Annotated in this window: 18 protein-coding genes; 14 read left to right on the top strand and 4 right to left on the bottom strand. The window is 34.8% G+C overall.

Going from position 1 to position 18,568, the window contains the following annotated elements:
• Nucleotides 1–91: 91 nt before the first annotated feature.
• On the top strand, nt 92–511 hold the full coding sequence (locus tag RTP99_RS06910) for an acyl-CoA thioesterase (RefSeq protein WP_000495815.1): 420 nt from the start codon (nt 92–94) through the stop codon (nt 509–511).
• 26 nt (nt 512–537) lie between these two features.
• Here the strand turns inward: RTP99_RS06910 and RTP99_RS06905 are convergent, their stop codons facing one another.
• Complete coding sequence (locus RTP99_RS06905) at nt 538–828, bottom strand: HesB/YadR/YfhF family protein (protein WP_001054447.1); 291 nt, start codon at nt 826–828, stop codon at nt 538–540.
• Between the two features lie 108 nt (nt 829–936).
• A complete protein-coding gene (gene plsY, locus RTP99_RS06900) occupies nt 937–1,533 on the bottom strand; it encodes a glycerol-3-phosphate 1-O-acyltransferase PlsY (RefSeq protein ID WP_000258965.1) in 597 nt (198 codons plus the stop codon).
• Between the two features lie 225 nt (nt 1,534–1,758).
• Here plsY and RTP99_RS06895 point away from each other — a divergent pair, with 225 nt between their 5' ends.
• The 8 genes from RTP99_RS06895 (at nt 1,759) to RTP99_RS06860 (ending at nt 12,666) form a co-directional block, all read left to right on the top strand.
• Nucleotides 1,759–3,618: an anaerobic ribonucleoside triphosphate reductase gene (locus RTP99_RS06895; protein WP_000940077.1), complete on the top strand. Its 1,860-nt coding sequence runs from the start codon at nt 1,759–1,761 to the stop codon at nt 3,616–3,618.
• Nucleotides 3,615–4,067, top strand: a complete 453-nt coding sequence (nrdG, locus tag RTP99_RS06890; protein WP_000866403.1) for an anaerobic ribonucleoside-triphosphate reductase activating protein — start codon at nt 3,615–3,617, stop codon at nt 4,065–4,067. The genes RTP99_RS06895 and nrdG overlap by 4 nt, the downstream gene beginning before the upstream one ends.
• A gap of 18 nt (nt 4,068–4,085) precedes the next feature.
• The gene (locus tag RTP99_RS06885; RefSeq protein WP_001044683.1) at nt 4,086–4,763 is read left to right on the top strand and encodes a response regulator transcription factor; all 678 of its coding nucleotides are present in this window, start codon (nt 4,086–4,088) and stop codon (nt 4,761–4,763) included.
• Between the two features lie 201 nt (nt 4,764–4,964).
• Entirely contained in the window at nt 4,965–6,206 is a 1,242-nt protein-coding gene (locus tag RTP99_RS06880; RefSeq protein ID WP_000542636.1) for a S1C family serine protease, read from the top strand.
• A gap of 79 nt (nt 6,207–6,285) precedes the next feature.
• Nucleotides 6,286–6,699 (top strand): CoA-binding protein, encoded by a 414-nt coding sequence (locus RTP99_RS06875; RefSeq protein WP_000972424.1) that lies wholly within the window; start codon nt 6,286–6,288, stop codon nt 6,697–6,699.
• 376 nt (nt 6,700–7,075) lie between these two features.
• The gene (gene parE, locus RTP99_RS06870) at nt 7,076–9,040 is read left to right on the top strand and encodes a DNA topoisomerase IV subunit B (RefSeq protein ID WP_001062200.1); all 1,965 of its coding nucleotides are present in this window, start codon (nt 7,076–7,078) and stop codon (nt 9,038–9,040) included.
• A gap of 1 nt (nt 9,041) precedes the next feature.
• Complete coding sequence (parC, locus tag RTP99_RS06865; RefSeq protein WP_001147473.1) at nt 9,042–11,465, top strand: DNA topoisomerase IV subunit A; 2,424 nt, start codon at nt 9,042–9,044, stop codon at nt 11,463–11,465.
• Nucleotides 11,466–11,634: 169 nt separating this feature from the next.
• Nucleotides 11,635–12,666: an oxidoreductase gene (locus tag RTP99_RS06860; protein ID WP_000719733.1), complete on the top strand. Its 1,032-nt coding sequence runs from the start codon at nt 11,635–11,637 to the stop codon at nt 12,664–12,666.
• Between the two features lie 47 nt (nt 12,667–12,713).
• Here RTP99_RS06860 and RTP99_RS06855 read toward each other — a convergent pair whose 3' ends face one another.
• Nucleotides 12,714–13,157, bottom strand: a complete 444-nt coding sequence (locus RTP99_RS06855) for a VOC family protein (RefSeq protein WP_000171334.1) — start codon at nt 13,155–13,157, stop codon at nt 12,714–12,716.
• A 59-nt stretch (nt 13,158–13,216) separates the two neighbouring features.
• Between RTP99_RS06855 and RTP99_RS06850 the strand changes: the two genes are divergently transcribed.
• Nucleotides 13,217–14,185, top strand: coding sequence for a helix-turn-helix transcriptional regulator (locus RTP99_RS06850; RefSeq protein WP_029141175.1), 969 nt, complete (start codon nt 13,217–13,219; stop codon nt 14,183–14,185).
• A gap of 93 nt (nt 14,186–14,278) precedes the next feature.
• Here the strand turns inward: RTP99_RS06850 and RTP99_RS06845 are convergent, their stop codons facing one another.
• The gene (locus tag RTP99_RS06845) at nt 14,279–14,881 is read right to left on the bottom strand and encodes a TetR/AcrR family transcriptional regulator (RefSeq protein ID WP_226990212.1); all 603 of its coding nucleotides are present in this window, start codon (nt 14,879–14,881) and stop codon (nt 14,279–14,281) included.
• A gap of 155 nt (nt 14,882–15,036) precedes the next feature.
• On the opposite strand from RTP99_RS06845, the gene RTP99_RS06840 reads away from it, so the two are divergent.
• From RTP99_RS06840 to RTP99_RS06825, 4 genes are all read left to right on the top strand, one after another.
• Nucleotides 15,037–15,930: an ABC transporter ATP-binding protein gene (locus RTP99_RS06840; protein ID WP_000626589.1), complete on the top strand. Its 894-nt coding sequence runs from the start codon at nt 15,037–15,039 to the stop codon at nt 15,928–15,930.
• On the top strand, nt 15,923–16,729 hold the full coding sequence (locus RTP99_RS06835; protein WP_046647791.1) for an ABC transporter permease subunit: 807 nt from the start codon (nt 15,923–15,925) through the stop codon (nt 16,727–16,729). The genes RTP99_RS06840 and RTP99_RS06835 overlap by 8 nt, the downstream gene beginning before the upstream one ends.
• Nucleotides 16,730–17,021: 292 nt before the next feature.
• Nucleotides 17,022–17,555: a sigma-70 family RNA polymerase sigma factor gene (locus RTP99_RS06830; RefSeq protein ID WP_000864742.1), complete on the top strand. Its 534-nt coding sequence runs from the start codon at nt 17,022–17,024 to the stop codon at nt 17,553–17,555.
• A gap of 12 nt (nt 17,556–17,567) precedes the next feature.
• On the top strand, nt 17,568–18,566 hold the full coding sequence (locus RTP99_RS06825; protein ID WP_046647789.1) for a hypothetical protein: 999 nt from the start codon (nt 17,568–17,570) through the stop codon (nt 18,564–18,566).
• Nucleotides 18,567–18,568: the final 2 nt, after the last annotated feature.

Below are 18,568 nucleotides of genomic sequence, written 5' to 3'. Positions count from 1 at the left end.
AAAAGATTCACTGTTTTTATTTTATTTTTGATTTCACTGTATTATGATTAAATGTATGCAAGGTAGCAGAAGTGAAAGAAGGCGAATATATATGTTTGTAGCAGAACATGAAGTTGAAATCCGTTATGCGGAAACAGATCAAATGGGTGTTGTTTACCATTCAAACTATTTGGTGTGGCTTGAATTAGGTCGCACGAAACTTATACAAGATTTAGGGTTTTCATATGTTGAAATGGAGAAAGAAGGAATTATTTCTCCTGTGTTAGATTTGCAAATTTCTTATCGTAAAGCAATGCGTTACGGGGAAAAAGCAATTGTAAAAACGTGGGTTGATACAGTGAGCCCGCTTCGCGTTGTATATGGATATGAAATATATAATGGTGAAGGTGAACTTTGTATTACGGCAAGTACGACAAATATTTGTGCGAAAAAAGAAGGGTTCAGGCCCGTATCATTTAAAAAGTTCTATCCAGAGTGGTATGCGAAATATGAGGAAATTAAGAAAAAATAAAAAAGCGTGGCGGAAGCCACGTTTTTTTATTTTTCATAATTAAATTGCGGGAAATCATCAACGTCGTTAAATGTAACAGATAAATTATGTCCATCGAAGAACCATTCATCATCGCTTTCAATAAAGAAGTTAATACCTTCTTCTTGAATTTGAACAGCAGGATGTGCAGGATCATCTTTACGAATACCTAAAGAAAGTCCTTTTTGCACAGTACTACAACCGCCATATTGTACGAAAAGGCGCAGTGTTTCACCCGATTGTAAGTTTAATTCGTTTTTATACCATTGTGCTGCTTCTTTTGTTACGGAAAGATTCATGTATAGTTCCTCCAAATTATGTTGCTTTTTCTTTAGTATAAAAAATAACGCAAAAAGACGCTATTAATATGCTTCACGTTTTCTTTTTGCGTTATGTGGGTTACAATCTTATTTTTGCTTTTTTGAAAAGTTTGCTTTCGGTTCAGTTTTATTTATAATTCGTCCAATATTTGCACGGTGTTTATAAATAACCATACCTGCTAATAAACACATCGCAATAATGAAGATTTTATCCCCGCTAACAATTGATGCGATAACGGCAACGACAGCTGTTACCATAGAAGAAAGTGATACGTATCTTGTTGTAAATAAAAGGCTGAAAAAGACAACAGCTAAAATTGCAAAAACAACTGGTGAGTAGCATAATAGCACGCCAGCAGAAGTTGCAACTGCTTTACCACCACGGAATTTCGCGAAAATCGGATACACATGTCCAAGAACAGCTGCTAATCCGAACCATAGTGGATGAATGTCTAACGCGAAAATAATCGGTAGACTCGTTGCTAATGTACCTTTTAAAATGTCAGCAATTGTAACGATAAAACCTGCTTTTTTCCCTAGTGTGCGGAATGTATTGGTTCCGCCTAAATTACCGCTTCCGTGCTCACGAATGTCAATTCCATAACCAATCTTTCCAACGACTAGTGCAAATGGAATCGAGCCAAGTAAGTAGGCAACGATAAATAAAAGATATGTAGTAACCATAAGTTCAGTCTCCTTTATTCAAATGTGTTGATAAAGGGTAAAAAGAGTTTTTCCCGTATATTGTACCATACATTTGTAAAGAGCACATTTCTTTTTTGTAAATGAAAAATTCATTATTTCGTGCAAAAAATTTCACAGGAATGTTACATTTCTCACAGAAACACTAAGACTATATGTAGTAACATTTTAATCAAAAGACAACAACATATTGGTGGAGGGTTATAAATGTTACAAAATAATACACGTGGAGAAGAAGAATTAATGAAAGTGTTTGAGACAATAGTCCACGGAAATGAACAAGATTTAATGCAAGAAAATGCAAATGTAGATGGCCGCTCTCCGATGGGAGTAATGGGAACGTTCGCATCTGAGAGTGCGAAATATTACGCTGTTGAAAATTTATTGTCAGATCAAGTGAAAAAAGCGATAAATGAAAATATATTATATCCACATGATTTAGATTTTTATGCGACAGGAACGACAACTTGTTCACAAATTCCGTTAGCGCAAATGCTTGCGAATGGTTTTCATACCGGACATGGACATATGAGACAACCGCAAGACATTAAAAGTGCATTAGCTCTTTCATCTATTATTTTTCAAGCGAATCAAAATATGCAGCATGGTGGTCAATCGTTTGCACTCTTTGATGTCGATTTAGCTCCATATGTGAGAAAAACAGTAGAGAGACATAAGAAACGATTACAGTCATATCCGCTTACGAAAGAACAAATAGAAGAATTTGCGTGGAAAGAAACAGAAAATGATACGTATCAGGCTTGTGAAGCTTTCATTCATAATTCAAATAGTATGCATAGTAGGGGCGGGGGGCAAGTACCGTTTATTTCTATTAATTATGGAACAGACACATCGAAAGAAGGAAGACTTTTAATTAAACAACTTTTAAAAGCGACACAAGCTGGTCTTGGTAAAGGGGAAACACCAATTTTTCCTATTCAAATTTTTAAAATGAAAAAAGGTGTGAATTTTGAAGAATGCGATCCGAACTATGATTTATTTGAATTAGCGTTAGAGACAACGGCTGAACGATTATTCCCTAACTTTTCATTTTTAGATGCGCCATTTAATGCTGTGCATTATGATGGAAGACCGGAAAGTGAAGTATGTTACATGGGATGTCGTACTCGTGTTATGTCTAACATACATGGAGAAGAAACGGCGATTGGAAGAGGGAATTTATCATTTACGTCCATTAACTTAGTGAAATTAGCACTCATTAGTGGTTCACAAGAAGCGTTTTTTGAAGCGTTAAATTATTACTTAGATGTAGGAATCCAGCAATTATTAGAGAGATTTGAGTATCAATGTACGAAACGAGCAAGAGATTTTCGATTTTTATATTCACAAGGTGTATGGCGCGGTGGAGAAAAGTTACAGCCTGAAGATTCTGTAGCATCGATTTTAAAGCAAGGGACGTTAAGTCTTGGTTTTATTGGTCTTGCGGAGTGTTTAGTAGCTTTAACAGGAAAGCATCACGGAGAAGATGAAGAATCATGGAAACTCGGATATGAAATTATTTCCTTTATGAGAGATAGAATGGATAAAGCGACAGAAGAACATGAACTGAATTTCTCAGTCATTGCAACTCCTGCAGAAGGGTTATCAGGGAAGTTTGTGAAAAAGGATAGGGAAGAATTTGGCGTGATTAGCGGTATAACGAACCATAATTATTATACGAATTCATTCCATATCCCAGTTTACTATGACATTCAGGCGATAAATAAAATTCGTTTAGAAGGCCCGTTCCACGCTCTATGTAACGGGGGACATATTACGTATATTGAACTAGATGGAGCAGCAATGCATAACAAAAAGGCATTAAAACAAATTGTACAAGCGATGGCAGAGAATGGCGTTGGATACGGTTCAATTAATCACCCTGTTGACCGTTGTAAGTGCTGTAGTTATCACGGAGTTATTGGAAATGAATGTCCGAGCTGCGGAAATGAAGATGAGGCTAACATAGAAAGAATTCGCCGTATAACAGGTTATCTTGTAGGAGATATGTCGAAGTGGAATAGTGCGAAACGTAGTGAAGAGATGGATCGGGTGAAGCATAAATGAAAGTGCTGAACATCATTCATGATAGTGTAGTAGATGGAGAAGGGTTGCGGACAGTCGTGTTTTTTGCGGGCTGTCCGCATCGTTGTTTCGGCTGCCATAATCCGAAATCGTGGAATATTTGTAATGGAACTGAAATGACAGTAGAAGAAATTGTGAAAGAGATTGCAAGTAATCCATTAACTGATGTAACATTTTCAGGTGGAGATCCATTTTTTCAAGCTGCTGAAGTGAAACAAGTAGCAAGAGCAGTGAAAGATTTGAAAAAAAATTTATGGATGTATACAGGTTATACGTTAGAAGAGATACAGAGTTCTCAAAATAATGATATGATAGAGTTGTTACATTATGGGGATGTTTTAGTCGATGGAAGATTTGAAATCGAGAAAAAAGATTTAACACTTCCATTTCGCGGAAGCTCCAATCAACGTATTATTCGATTGAAAGAGTAAAAAGGCGGGATAGATTATATGAATAAAACAGTATTACTTGTTGAAGATGAAAGAAGATTACGTGAAATTGTTAGCGATTATTTTCGCAATGAAGGCTTTGAAGTAATCGAAGCAGAAGACGGAAAAAAAGCGTTAGAATTATTTGCAGAGCATGAAATTGATTTAATTATGTTAGATATTATGTTACCAGAAATAGATGGATGGTCTGTTTGTAGACGAATTAGAAAAGAATCAGCAGTACCAATTATTATGCTAACAGCACGTTCGGATGAGGATGATACATTACTAGGGTTCGAATTAGGTGCAGATGAGTATGTAACGAAACCTTTCAGCCCGAAAGTGTTAGTAGCTCGCGCGAAGACGTTACTGAAACGTGCGGATGGCGTGGTAGGGGTAGCAGAAGAAAATGCTATGTCTTTAGCTGGAATAGAAGTGAATCGTCTATCTAGAACTGTTTTAGTAGATGGAGAAGAAATTATTTTGACACATAAAGAATTTGAACTTCTCGTTTATTTAATGGAGAACAAAGGAATTGTGTTATCACGTCAACATTTATTAGATCAGTTATGGGGATATGACTATTACGGTGATGACCGAACGGTTGATACTCATATTAAAAAACTACGAAATAAGCTAGGAGATAAAGCGAAGCATATTGGTACTGTTATTCGAGTAGGTTATAAGTTTGAAGAATAATCGTAACGGATTGTGTACTTTAGCCTAGGGAAATGTCGATTTTATATCCTCTTTGGCAGGCAGAATGTACAAAAAATACATTTCTTGTCTACAATGTTAGATAAGAGTATTTTTTTAATTGGATTTCACGATGAGTTCACAAGAAGGACACAAAACGTGACTATACTGAAAATACGAATTCACCAGAGAGGGGAAGTAAACATGGGATATTACGACGGACCAAATTTAAATGAAGAGCATAGTGAAACGAGAGAAGTGAGAAAATCAGGAAGTAAAAAAGGTTATTTTTTCACAGGTTTAGTCGGAGCTGTAGTTGGGGCTGTTTCAATTAGTTTTGCAGCACCATATATGCCATGGGCTCAAAATAATGGAGCGGCGGTATCATCATTTAGTTCAGATTCGAAAGTAGAAGGTACTGTAGTTCCTGTTGTCAATAAAGCAAAAAATGAGACTGATTTACCTGGGATGATTGAAGGCGCGAAAGATGTTGTTGTAGGTGTTATTAATATGCAACAAAGCATTGATCCATTTGCAATGCAACCGACAGGTCAAGAACAACAAGCCGGTTCAGGGTCAGGTGTGATTTATAAAAAAGCAGGAAATAAAGCATATATTGTAACAAACAACCACGTAGTAGATGGAGCAAATAAACTTGCTGTAAAACTAAGTGATGGTAAAAAAGTAGATGCAAAGCTTGTAGGGAAAGACCCTTGGTTAGATTTAGCGGTTGTAGAAATTGATGGATCTAATGTAAATAAAGTTGCCACTTTAGGTGATTCAAGTAAAATCCGTGCGGGTGAAAAAGCAATTGCGATCGGTAACCCACTAGGGTTTGATGGAAGTGTAACGGAAGGTATAATCAGTAGTAAAGAACGTGAAATTCCAGTTGATATTGATGGGGACAAACGTCCAGATTGGCAAGCACAAGTTATTCAAACAGATGCAGCGATCAATCCAGGTAATAGTGGTGGTGCGTTATTTAACCAAAACGGTGAAATAATTGGGATTAATTCAAGTAAAATTGCACAACAAGAAGTTGAAGGAATTGGATTTGCTATTCCAATTAATATCGCAAAGCCAGTTATTGAATCACTTGAAAAAGACGGAGTAGTGAAACGTCCAGCCCTTGGAGTAGGTGTTGTTTCATTAGAAGATGTGCAAGCTTATGCAGTAAATCAATTGAAAGTACCGAAAGACGTAACAAACGGTGTTGTATTAGGTAAAATTTACCCAATATCACCGGCCGAAAAAGCTGGTTTAGAGCAATATGATATTGTAGTAGCATTAGATAATCAAAAAGTAGAGAATGCTCTTCAATTCCGTAAATATTTATATGAAAAGAAAAAAGTAGGCGAGAAAGTGGAAGTTACATTCTATCGTAACGGTCAAAAAATGACGAAAACAGCTACTTTAGCAGATAACTCAGCTACAAAGAATCAATAATCGGAATAAAAGAAAGTCTCTTTCATATTGAAAGAGACTTTCTTTATCGGCTATACTAAAGGAATAGGAGGGATTAATTATGATGATTGAAAACCCAACTCGTACGGAAATTGGTGAAGTATTAAAGAAAAGCAAAACAATTGCGGTTGTTGGATTATCAGATAAGCCAGAACGTACATCGTATATGGTGTCAAAAGCAATGCAAGATGCTGGGTATCGCATTATTCCAGTAAACCCAACAGTAGATGAAGTGCTTGGAGAAAAGGCAGTTGCTTCACTAAAAGATATTAAGGAACATGTTGACATTGTAAATGTATTCCGCCGTTCAGAATTTTTAATGGATGTTGCAAAAGAATTTGTGGAGATTGATGCAGATGTTTTTTGGGCACAATTAGGAGTACAAGATGAAGATACATATCAACTTTTAAAAGAAAAAGACTATACTGTAATAATGGATCGTTGCATAAAAGTAGAACATGCAATGACAAAATAGTATAGATTGTAAAGTTAGAAAGATTGCTTCAGCCCTTATTATAGATAAGTAGGGCCGATGAACGAGGTGTTCATCATGAGATTTTTTAAAGGCTGTTTTTGGGGATTGTTACTTGTAATCCCGTTTTGGATCTTGATCATTTGGATCATAATAAAGGTTTGGAATATGTAATCTTGGCATACATATCCATTTCTCGTTGACAAACGATTATTTTTCTGAAATAGTAGCCTAGAGGAATCCTTGTGAAAAAACAAGGATTTTTCTATTGAAAATGGTATATAAAAGAGATAAGATAACTTGCCAAAACTATAGTCGAGGCGTTATTCTATAATAGAAACATATGTTCTGATTTTGGATTAGGAAAGGGGCAAGGAGTTTGGCGAAGCATCAGTTCCAATATAATGAAGATGCGATTCAAGTGTTAGAAGGACTTGAAGCCGTTCGAAAACGCCCGGGTATGTATATCGGGAGCACGGACAGCCGTGGATTGCATCATTTAGTATACGAAATAGTAGATAACTCCGTTGATGAAGCGTTAGCGGGATTTGGCGACGAAATTTCTGTCGTAATACATAAAGATAATAGTATTAGCGTTATTGATAAAGGGCGAGGAATGCCTACGGGAATGCATAAACTTGGGAAACCGACACCTGAAGTTATTTTAACTGTACTTCATGCAGGCGGTAAGTTTGGTCAAGGTGGCTATAAAACAAGCGGTGGTTTACACGGTGTTGGGGCATCAGTTGTAAACGCCTTATCAGAATGGTTAGTCGTAACGATTAAGCGTGACGGAAATATTTATGAACAACGCTTTGAAAATGGTGGTGTTCCTGTAACGACGCTTGAAAAAATCGGAAAGACAAAAGAATCTGGTACGACAATGCATTTTAAACCAGATACAACAATTTTCAGTACAACAAATTATAACTATGAAACTTTATGTGAAAGATTACGCGAATCTGCATTTTTATTAAAAGGGATGAAAATCTCAATAAAAGATGAACGAAATGATTTAGAAGATGTGTTTCATTATGAAACAGGAATTGAAGCTTTCGTTTCATACTTAAACGAAGAGAAAGATTCGATTCATCCAGTTGTATATTTCTCTGGTGAACAAAATGGAATTGAGGCAGAGCTAGCATTTCAATTTAACGATGGCTACTCAGAAAATATTCTATCGTTTGTAAATAACGTACGTACAAAAGATGGTGGAACACATGAAGCTGGATTTAAGACAGCAATGACGCGTGTGTTTAATGAGTATGCTCGTAAAGTTTCGCTATTAAAAGAAAAAGATAAAAACTTAGAAGGTACAGATATTCGTGAAGGTGTAGCGGCTATCGTTTCTGTACGTGTACCAGAAGAAGTACTTCAGTTTGAAGGACAAACGAAGGGGAAACTAGGTACAAGTGAAGCTCGTTCTTCAATTGATGCCATTGTATCAGAGCATTTAGCTTACTTTTTAGAAGAAAACCCGGACGTAGCTACACTTCTTGTGAGAAAAGCAATTAAAGCAGCGCAAGCACGTGAAGCCGCTCGCAAAGCGAGAGAAGAAGCGCGTACTGGTAAAAAGAAAAAGAAATCAGAAGGTACATTAAGTGGTAAATTAACACCCGCACAATCACGTAATCCGCAGAAAAATGAACTGTACCTAGTAGAGGGTGACTCTGCCGGTGGTTCTGCGAAACAAGGACGAGATCGACGTTTCCAAGCGGTATTACCATTACGTGGTAAAGTAATTAATACAGAAAAAGCAAAGCTTGCTGATATCTTTAAAAATGAAGAGATTAATACAATCATTTATGCAATTGGCGGCGGTGTAGGCAATGAATTTGATGTGGAAGACATTAACTACGATAAAGTTGTCATTATGACCGATGCTGATACAGACGGGGCGCATATTCAAGTATTGTTATTAACATTCTTCTACAGATATATGAAACCACTTATCGAAGCTGGTAAAGTGTTTATCGCACTTCCTCCTTTATACAAAGTAAGTAAAGGAAAAGGAAAAAGTGAAGTAATTGAATACGCATGGTCAGATGATGAATTAGATGAAGTAACGAAAAAAGTTGGAAAAGGTTACATGTTACAGCGTTATAAAGGACTTGGCGAAATGAATGCGGATCAATTATGGGAAACAACGATGAATCCTGAAACGCGTACATTAATTCGCGTGAAAATTGATGATGCAGCGAGGGCAGAGCGCCGCGTTACAACATTAATGGGTGATAAAGTAGAACCGCGTCGTAAATGGATTGAGCGCAATGTACAGTTTGGTATGCAAGAAGAAGGAAATATTTTAGAAAATGAAATGATTATGGAGACGGAGGTGGAATAACATGCAAGCAGAGAAGTTTCATGACCTCCCGCTTGAAGACGTGTTAGGTGATCGCTTTGCACGTTATAGTAAATATATTATTCAAGATCGCGCACTTCCAGATGCGCGTGACGGCTTAAAACCAGTACAAAGACGTATTTTATATTCTATGTATGTAGAAGGAAACGTGCACGATAAAGCGTTCCGTAAGTCAGCTAAAACAGTCGGTAACGTTATTGGTAATTATCATCCGCATGGTGATTCCTCTGTATATGAGGCGATGGTACGTTTAAGCCAAACTTGGAAAGTACGTAATGTTTTAGTTGAGATGCATGGTAATAACGGTAGTGTTGACGGGGATCCAGCAGCAGCAATGCGTTATACGGAAGCCCGATTATCACCAATTGCATCTGAGTTATTACGTGATCTTGATAAAGAAACAGTAGAATTCGTATCCAACTTTGATGATACGAGTGAAGAACCGGTTGTTTTACCAGCAGCGTTCCCGAACTTATTAGTGAACGGATCTACAGGGATTTCCGCTGGTTATGCAACAGAAATTCCTCCGCATCATCTTGGAGAAGTTATTGACGCTACAATGATGCGTATTGATAAACCGAATAGTACTGTTGATGATTTATTAACAGTTATGAAAGGACCTGATTTCCCAACAGGTGGTATTATTCAAGGGATTGACGGTATTAAAAAGGCGTATGAAACAGGTAAAGGTAAAATTATTATTCGCGGGAAAGCAGAAGTTGAAACGGTTCGTGGTGGGAAACAGCAAATCGTAATTACTGAAATTCCATACGAAGTAAATAAAGCAAACCTTGTTAAGAAAATGGATGAGTTACGTCTAGATAAAAAATTAGATGGCATTGCTGAAGTGCGTGATGAGACAGATCGTACAGGTCTTCGCATTGTCGTAGAATTAAAAAAAGAAGCAAATTCTGAAGGTATTTTAAATTATTTATATAAAAATACAGATTTACAAATACCATATAACTTTAATATGGTAGCGATTAATAATCGCCGTCCAACGCTTATGACATTACCGAAAATTTTGGATGCATATATTGGACATCAAAAAGAAGTTGTTACGAGACGTTCGCAATATGAATTACGAAAGGCAGAAAATCGTCAACATATTGTGGAAGGTTTAAAGAAAGCATTATCGATTTTAGACCAAGTTATTGAAACGATTCGAGCTTCAAAAGATAAGCGTAATGCAAAAGATAATTTAAGTGCGAAATTTGGATTTACAGAAGCGCAAGCGGAAGCAATTGTATCCTTGCAATTATATCGTTTAACGAATACAGATATTACAGCACTACAACAAGAGGCAGATGAGCTTAATAAGAAAATTATTGAGCTACAGGCAATTTTACAAAGTGAAAAAAGATTACTTCAAGTAATTAAAACAGATTTAAAGAGAGTTAAGAAAACATATAGTGATGATCGACGCGCGATTATTGAAGATCAAATCGAGGAAATTAAAATCGATGTAGAAGTGATGATCCCACAAGAAGATGTCATCGTTACTGTAACGAAAGAAGGATATGTGAAACGTACTGGATGGCGCTCACATAATGCCTCAAACGGCAAAGACTTCGGTATGAAAGAGGGTGACATCTTACTTGAACGATTCGATACGAATACGACAGAGACAGTCCTCTTATTTACGAATAAAGGAAACTATATATATTTGCCAGTATACGAAATGCCAGATATTCGTTGGAAAGATTTAGGTCAGCACGTTGCTAATATCGTTTCACTCGACCGGGATGAAACCATTATTTGGGCAACTGTCGTACCGAACTTTGAGGAAGAAAAGCGATTTATCGTATTTGTAACAAAGAATGGTATGATTAAGAAGACAGAATTAAACCAATATAAAGTACAGCGTTACTCAAGAGCGTTCGTTGCTGTAAACTTGAAAAAAGATGATGAAGTTGTTGATATATTTGCGACAGATGGAACGAGTGATATCGTTCTTGCTACACACGGTGCATATGCACTTATTTTCCATGAAGATGAAGTAAGTCCAGTCGGTGTAAGAGCCGCTGGTGTGAAAGCAATTAATTTAAAAGAAGATGACTATGTTGCTGCTGGTAAGCCATTAAATGGTGACAAAGATCAACTTATTCTCGTAACGCAGCGTGGTGCTGTAAAACGCCTAAAAGCATCAGAAATTGAGAAATCAACGAGGGCGAAGCGAGGTCTTGTTATTTTCAAAGAGTTAAAACGTAATCCATACCGCATTGTCGGTATTGAAATCGTTAGAGACGATGAACTAGTTTACATGAAGACAGAGAAACATATAGTAGAAGAAATTGATCCGAAAGCGTATCGAAATAAGGACAGGTATAGTAACGGTAGTTTAGTACTAGATGTTAATGATACTGGTGAAGTTATTGAAACGTGGACGAAAAAACGACCGGAATAAAAAAAGCATCTTGCCATAAATAATGGCAAGATGCTTTTTTCTAGGCAATTTATTATGTAAATTATAATAATCTTGTTATAATAACTGAATGAAATCGTTCTCATAAAGTGAAACTTTAATCAGTGGGGGTCTTACTGCCCACAAATAGCGGGATAAATGGAGGGGCAACATGAAAAAAATAGGTGTAGGGATTGTAGGGTTTGGATTTTCTAGTACAACATTTCACATCCCATTATTACAAACGATAGAAGAATACGATATTCGTGCCATATTATCTTCAAAAGAAGAGGTAGTAAAAGAAACATTACCGAGTGCTAACGTCGTTAGTACAATTGATGAATTGGTGAAGCGAGCTGATATTGACTTAGTCGTCATTACTTCACCAAATACAACTCATTTTCCATATGTAAAAGAAGCAATATTAAACGGTAAGCATGTTGTTGTAGAAAAACCATTTGTTGTTTCAATTGAAGAAGGGGAAGAGCTTATTTCATTAGCAAAGAAACATAATGTGGTATTAAGTGTATATCATAATCGCCGTTTTGATAATGATTTCTTAACGATAAAGAAATTATTAGAAGAGGATAGAATAGGGAATCTATACGCATATGAAGCGCATTTTGATCGTTTCCGTCCACATGTACGTGATCGCTGGAGAGAAAAGAACTTACCAGGATCAGGAATATTATATGATTTAGGATCGCATTTAATTGACCAAGCATTATCATTATTTGGGAAACCAAATGCGATAAGTGCAGATGTAATTAAGCAGCGACCAGGTGCAGAGGTGGATGATTATTTCCACATAGTACTTCACTACGGAGTTAAACGTGTCATTTTACGTAGTAGCAGTTATGTGAAAAAGGCAGGTCCACACTTTACAATGCATGGAGATAAAGGTTCTATCGTGAAATACGGTATGGATTCACAGGAAGAACAATTAAAAAATGGAATGAAGCCAGGCGATAGCGGTTATGGAGTAGACGCTGAAGAGAATTTTGTTACTCTACAAACAGAAGAAGAGTTAGTACGTATTCCAACAGAAGTCGGCTGTTATGACATGTACTATAAAGGTGTAAGAGATAGCATTATAAATGGTGAGAAACCACCTGTAACAGCACAAGAAGGTTTAGAAGTTATTCGACTTATTCAATTAGCGGTTGAAAGTAATGAAACGGGTAGAGTTATCACTGTAAAATAAAAAGACACGAATTTCGTGTCTTTTTTATTAGGAATATGAAAAATTATTTAGTTTAATCGCTTATCATACATTAACTGGATTTGGATGCCGTAAGGATCTTCAATAATACCATATGCTTCACTAAATACATTTTTTTCTAGTGGAGAGATTACCTTCACATTCTTATAGGAAATTAAATTATTATAAAATCTTTGTATTTCTTCTAAATTAGCGCTTTGAATGCAAAGTGACATGTTATTTCCAATGTTATAACCTTCGTTAGGATTCATTGTATCTTCTGCTATCATTAGCTTTGTATTCCCAATTTGTAAAACAGAGTGAGCAATATGATCTTTATTTTCACTTGTAATTTTGAAAGAACTATCTCTTTTCGCCAGTTCTTCATACGTAACAACCATTAACTTTTTGGCTTCTAAATTACGTATATAAAAATGAATTGCCTCCTTTGCTTGCCCATTCATTGAAAGAAAAATAGCTATTTCTAATGTCATAAATTTATAACTCCTTTATTAGTTAATAATTATAATATAGACTAAAAAGGTTTCAATACATGACACCTTTCGAGGAGGGAAATATGAAAAAAACGGAACGAATAAATGATATGCTTATTTTCTTAAATAATAAAAGATATTTTAATTTAAAAGATTTAATGGTTAGATATGATATTTCTAAAAGTACCGCGTTGCGAGATATTCAATCATTAGAAGAAATAGGTGTACCAATATATTCTGAACTAGGCAGAAATGGAAGTTATAAAATTATAGAAAATAGTGTGTTGTCACCAATTTATTTTAGTGTGGATGAAATGTATGCATTATATTTTTCAATTCTTACATTAAATGGATACAAGACAAAACCATTCAATATAGAAAGTATTGCGCTTGAAAATAAATTTAAACATGTCTTACCTGATAATGTGCGTAAAAATATTGCAATTATGGAACGAACGCTTTCTTTTGAAGTAACAAATCATAGTAATTTTAGTCCGTTCTTAAAAGAAATTTTGCAGGGGATTTTTGCTGAGCGAGTTTATCATTTAACATATTTAAAAAAAGATGTGGAGAAAGCCTTGATTGCACAATTTATTCGAATAGAATCTAAATTTGGCCAGTGGTATGCTAAAATCTTTAATTTTGAGACAAATAATGTTCAAATAATTAGATGTGATAAAATTCTTTCTATTGTGGAAACAAGTAATACGAAGCCAAAAAATCTTGAGGAATTATTAAATTATCTTGCTACTTTTCACAGAAAACCTGATGCAATTGATTTTATTGTCATTGTTAATCAAAGAGGAAAAGACATTTTTGATAAAGAGAATTATCCTTCCATGAGGATACAAAAAGAAAATGAACATTATATTATAACAGGCTATTTCAATAAACAAGAAGTTGATTTTATCTCGAACTATTTTCTGAATTTCGGTGAAACGATTATCTCAATTCAGCCTGTTATGCTAAAAGAGTTAATCTATAATAAGGTGTTATCTATAAAGCAGCATTTCACTTCTTTAAGATAAAGTTAGTTTTAGCCATTTATTTGACATGAAAAAGCCCTTGAGATTTAAATATCAAAGGGCTTTTTGTTGATTTTATTTGTTCTTTAGATACAATTATTTTTCTGGGACGGACAGTCCATAAAAGAACATCGTAACGATATCTTGTATATGTTTTTCACGATCTCTTTCAAGAAGTTGTGCTCCGAAATCATCCCCTAATTTAGTGAACATTTGAATGTAAAGTAACATCATTTCTTTAGTAAGGTGGGGATTAATTTCATTTTTTTGCTGTGCTTGTTCTAATATTTCTAAATACCAAGGCAAGATTTTTTCGTTTTGATAACTATAAATAAACTTTCGGAGCTCTTCATCTCTTTGCATCATTTGTAGTAACATATCCGGCTGAAATAACCCACCAGTATTCATTTTTCTTACAATCATTTTTTGCATCATATCATGAAAAGGTAATTTTTCCGCTGCAAGATCTTTATAATATTGAAATTCAGATATAATAAATTCTTGTATAAGCTCTCGAAATAACGCATCTTTACTTCCAAAATGATTATAAATGGTAACTTGAGAAACGTTTGCTTCTTTTGCAATATGTTCTATTTTCACTTCATTAAATCCGCGTTCTGAAAATAATAAGAAGGCTGCCTCTTTAATAGCACGTTTTTTCTTTTCTTTCACTTTTTCAAAGCCGTTCAATGCAATCACCTCAATTAAAATATACAAGAAAAAATAATAGAAAACAATAATTTTGAAATATGGACATACAAATATTTCAAAAAGTTGTTGCGAATATGAAAGAGGAGGAGTACAATAATTTTGAAATATCACATATTAAATATTTCAAAAAATGAGGTGGAATTATGATTTCAGTTCAAAATGTCACAAAAAAATTTTCAAATGGAAAAGGTTTGTTTCATATTACATTTGAAGTGAAAGAAGGGGAAGTATTCGGTTACTTAGGACCAAATGGTGCCGGGAAATCCACAACAATTCGTAATTTAATGGGGTTTATAAAACCGACAGATGGTAAAGCGACAATTTTTGGATTGGATTGTTGGAATGAAGCAGCGAAAATTCAAAGAGAAGTTGGCTATCTACCAGGAGAAATCTCTTTTATTGAAGGAATGAACGGATTAGAGTTTTTGAAGTTAATGCAAGGAATGCGTGGGCTAAAGGATACGAAAAGACGAGATGAATTAATAGAACGTCTTCAATTTGATGTGAAAACACCAATTCGAAAAATGTCTAAAGGAATGAAGCAAAAAGTAGGGATTGTCGCTGCATTTATGCATGATCCAGAGGTGTTAATTTTAGATGAACCGACATCAGGACTTGATCCACTTATGCAGCAAGTGTTTATAGATTTAATAGTAGAGGAAAAGCAAAGAGGAAAAACAATTCTTATGTCTTCACATATTTTCACTGAAATTGAGCGTACATGTGACCGAGTAGCGATTATTAAAGATGGGCGCCTTGTAACGGTTGAAAATATTCATGATTTACAAAGTATGAGACGACAGGTGATAGATGTAACTGTATCATCAGAGGAAGAGATTGCCTCTCTCGCGCAATGTAATTTACAATTTGAAGCGGTGAAAGGTAGAGCGGCATCTATTATTGTACAAGGAAACTATCAAACTGTTTTACAAATACTTTCAAACTATAATGTAACGGCACTTCAAACGAGAGCAATGGATTTAGAACATTTATTTATGCATTATTACGATAAGAAAGAAGGGGTAAAGCATGAATAAGCAATTGTTTTTAGCTAGTTTGAAAGAAGCGCACAAAAGTATTTTAAGTTATGCTATGGGTGCTGCACTTTATTTATGGTTGTTAATTTGGATATTCCCTTCAATGGTATCAGCGAAAGGTTTAAATGAATTAATAAGCGCTATGCCTGATAGTGTGAAAAAAATTGTTGGCATGGAAAGTCCGATTCAAAACGTAATGGATTTTTTAGCTGGTGAGTACTATAGTCTATTGTTTATTATCATATTAACAATTTTTTGCGTTACAGTTGCAACACATTTAATTGCCCGGCATGTAGATAAAGGGGCGATGGCATATTTATTAGCGACACCTGTATCTAGAGTGAAAATTGCAATCACGCAAGCCTCTGTTCTCATATTAGGACTACTAATTATTGTAGTTGTTACGTATGTAGCGGGCATAGTAGGTGCGGAATGGTTTTTACAAGATAATAATTTAAATAAAGAATTATTCCTGAAGATAAATATAGTCGGAGGGCTCACATTTTTAGTCGTTAGTGCTTATTCATTTTTCTTTTCTTGTATATGTAATGATGAAAGAAAAGCACTTAGCTACTCAGCAAGTTTAACTATTTTATTTTTTGTACTAAATATGGTAGGTAAATTAAGTGATAAGTTAGAGTGGATGAAAAGTCTATCGTTATTTACACTGTTTCGTCCAAAAGAAATTGCGGAAGGAACGTATAATATATGGCCAGTAAGTATAGGTTTAGCTGCGGGAGCGCTTTGTATTTTTATAGTAGCGATTGTATTGTTTAAGAAGAGGGATTTACCGTTGTAGAGTAGAAAGTCCACTATATGAGTGGACTTTTTTTGATGAGGAGGAAACGAATGAGTTGCAGCTATATGTAAATGATGTAGAAAAGTCATTATTGTTTTATAAAAAAATAATTGCTTTAAAGTTGTCGATCCAAATGGATATCTCCTCAGAGTTACGTATAAAAAAAGGTAAACATGAAAAATGTTTACCTTTTTTTATGGAAATATTCAAAAAAATGAACCTTTTTCTAGGCTCATCCGTCTAATACATGTAAAGTTAAATTTGAAGTGAGGATGAAACAGGAGGAGCAATTGTGAAAGTAATCCCTTTATATAAAATGATTGTAAAAGAAGAAACCGATGTTTCTTTAGCAAAAAAAGGTGATCATGAAGCATTTATGAGGCTTATACATACAGAAAAAGTAAAGATGTATCGTATTGCAAAGGCTATGTTACGTGATGAGACAAATATAGAGGATGCGATACAAACAACAATTTTAAAAGCCTATGAAAATATAAAAAAATTAAAGAAAGAAGAGTTTTTTCAAACTTGGTTGATTCGAATTTTAATGAATGAATGTAATAACATTATTAGAACGTATAAAAAGATAATTGTGACAGAAGAGAATGATTACAATATGAGTGCGTGCGATCAGTATGAAGATATAGATTTGTGTAATGCGATTCAATCGTTACATGAAGAGTTAAGAGCTGTTACGGTGCTTTATTATTATGAAGATATGAATCAAGAGAGTATAGCGAAGCTTTTAGAAGTACCAAAAGGAACAGTGAAATCGAGATTGGCACGTGCGAGGGAACAACTACAGAAACGATTAAAGATGGAATAGGGGGTGCAAAGGATGGCTGATGATAAATTATTTGATGAGAAATTAAAAAAGAGAATAAAAGAAGAGAGTGTTATAGTGCCACCAGAGTTAAATGAAAAGATTAATCGTACACTACATAATCTCCCGGTAAAAAAGAAAGGTTACAGAGTTTATATGATGGCTATAAGTGCTGCGGTTCTAGCACTTTCAATTGTGTCTATGTCGGAGTTTTCTGATCAAATTTTTGCTCAAAACGGCGGAGTGTTTGAATATGTAAAGAAAAAGGCATTTTCTGATTACGAAAACGAAGAGGAAATAAAAGCGAATGCAAATTATCCAGATAAAGAAAAGATTCATGAAAAGATGCTAGATTCCATTGATCATTTTAATAATATTTCAGGACAATTTGAGGAATATTCTAGTTCTTCAAGAATTGCTACAACATACAAATATGCGATTGATACGGAGCAACAAAGAGGTATCTCTTCGAAAGAAGATAAACTAGCGAAAAAACGAACAATTATATATAACGAGGGTAAGAAAAAAGAGTTTGATGACGAGAAGTATACGTACAAAGAAACAAAATGGAGCCCGAAAGAAAGAAACTATGAACTATTAAAATTAAATCCTACGGAAAGGTTATTGAGAAAATCAGGTGAGAAAAAAAGATATGATGATGAATATGTGGGATTCGCAAAGTATAGTATTCAATCCGAATTTGCCGATCTATTAATTCGATATAAAGATTGGAATTATAAAGAAACGAAGTATCTTGGACTGGATTGCTACAAAATAGAAGGGACAATAAATATAGAAATGCCTGTAAGTACATCTGAAGATTTAAGAGGGAAATTTGAAATGGTTGTAGAGAAAAATACAGGGATTATGCTAAAATTCCTTAGTTTCCACGAAGGTATGATTCAATATTCGATTACGACTGAATGGATACAAATAAACAAAGGGTTGAAAGAGAATGCATTTCAAAAGGATAGCGCTAAGTATGAAAAATTGAAAAATATATTAGATGAATAGAA

The sequence above is a fragment of the Bacillus sp. (in: firmicutes) genome (genome assembly GCF_031983925.1).
Taxonomy (GTDB): Bacteria; Bacillota; Bacilli; order Bacillales; family Bacillaceae_G; genus Bacillus_A; species Bacillus_A pacificus.
Note: the sequence above shows the minus strand (reverse complement) of the source record. Positions and strands in the feature narration are given on the sequence as shown.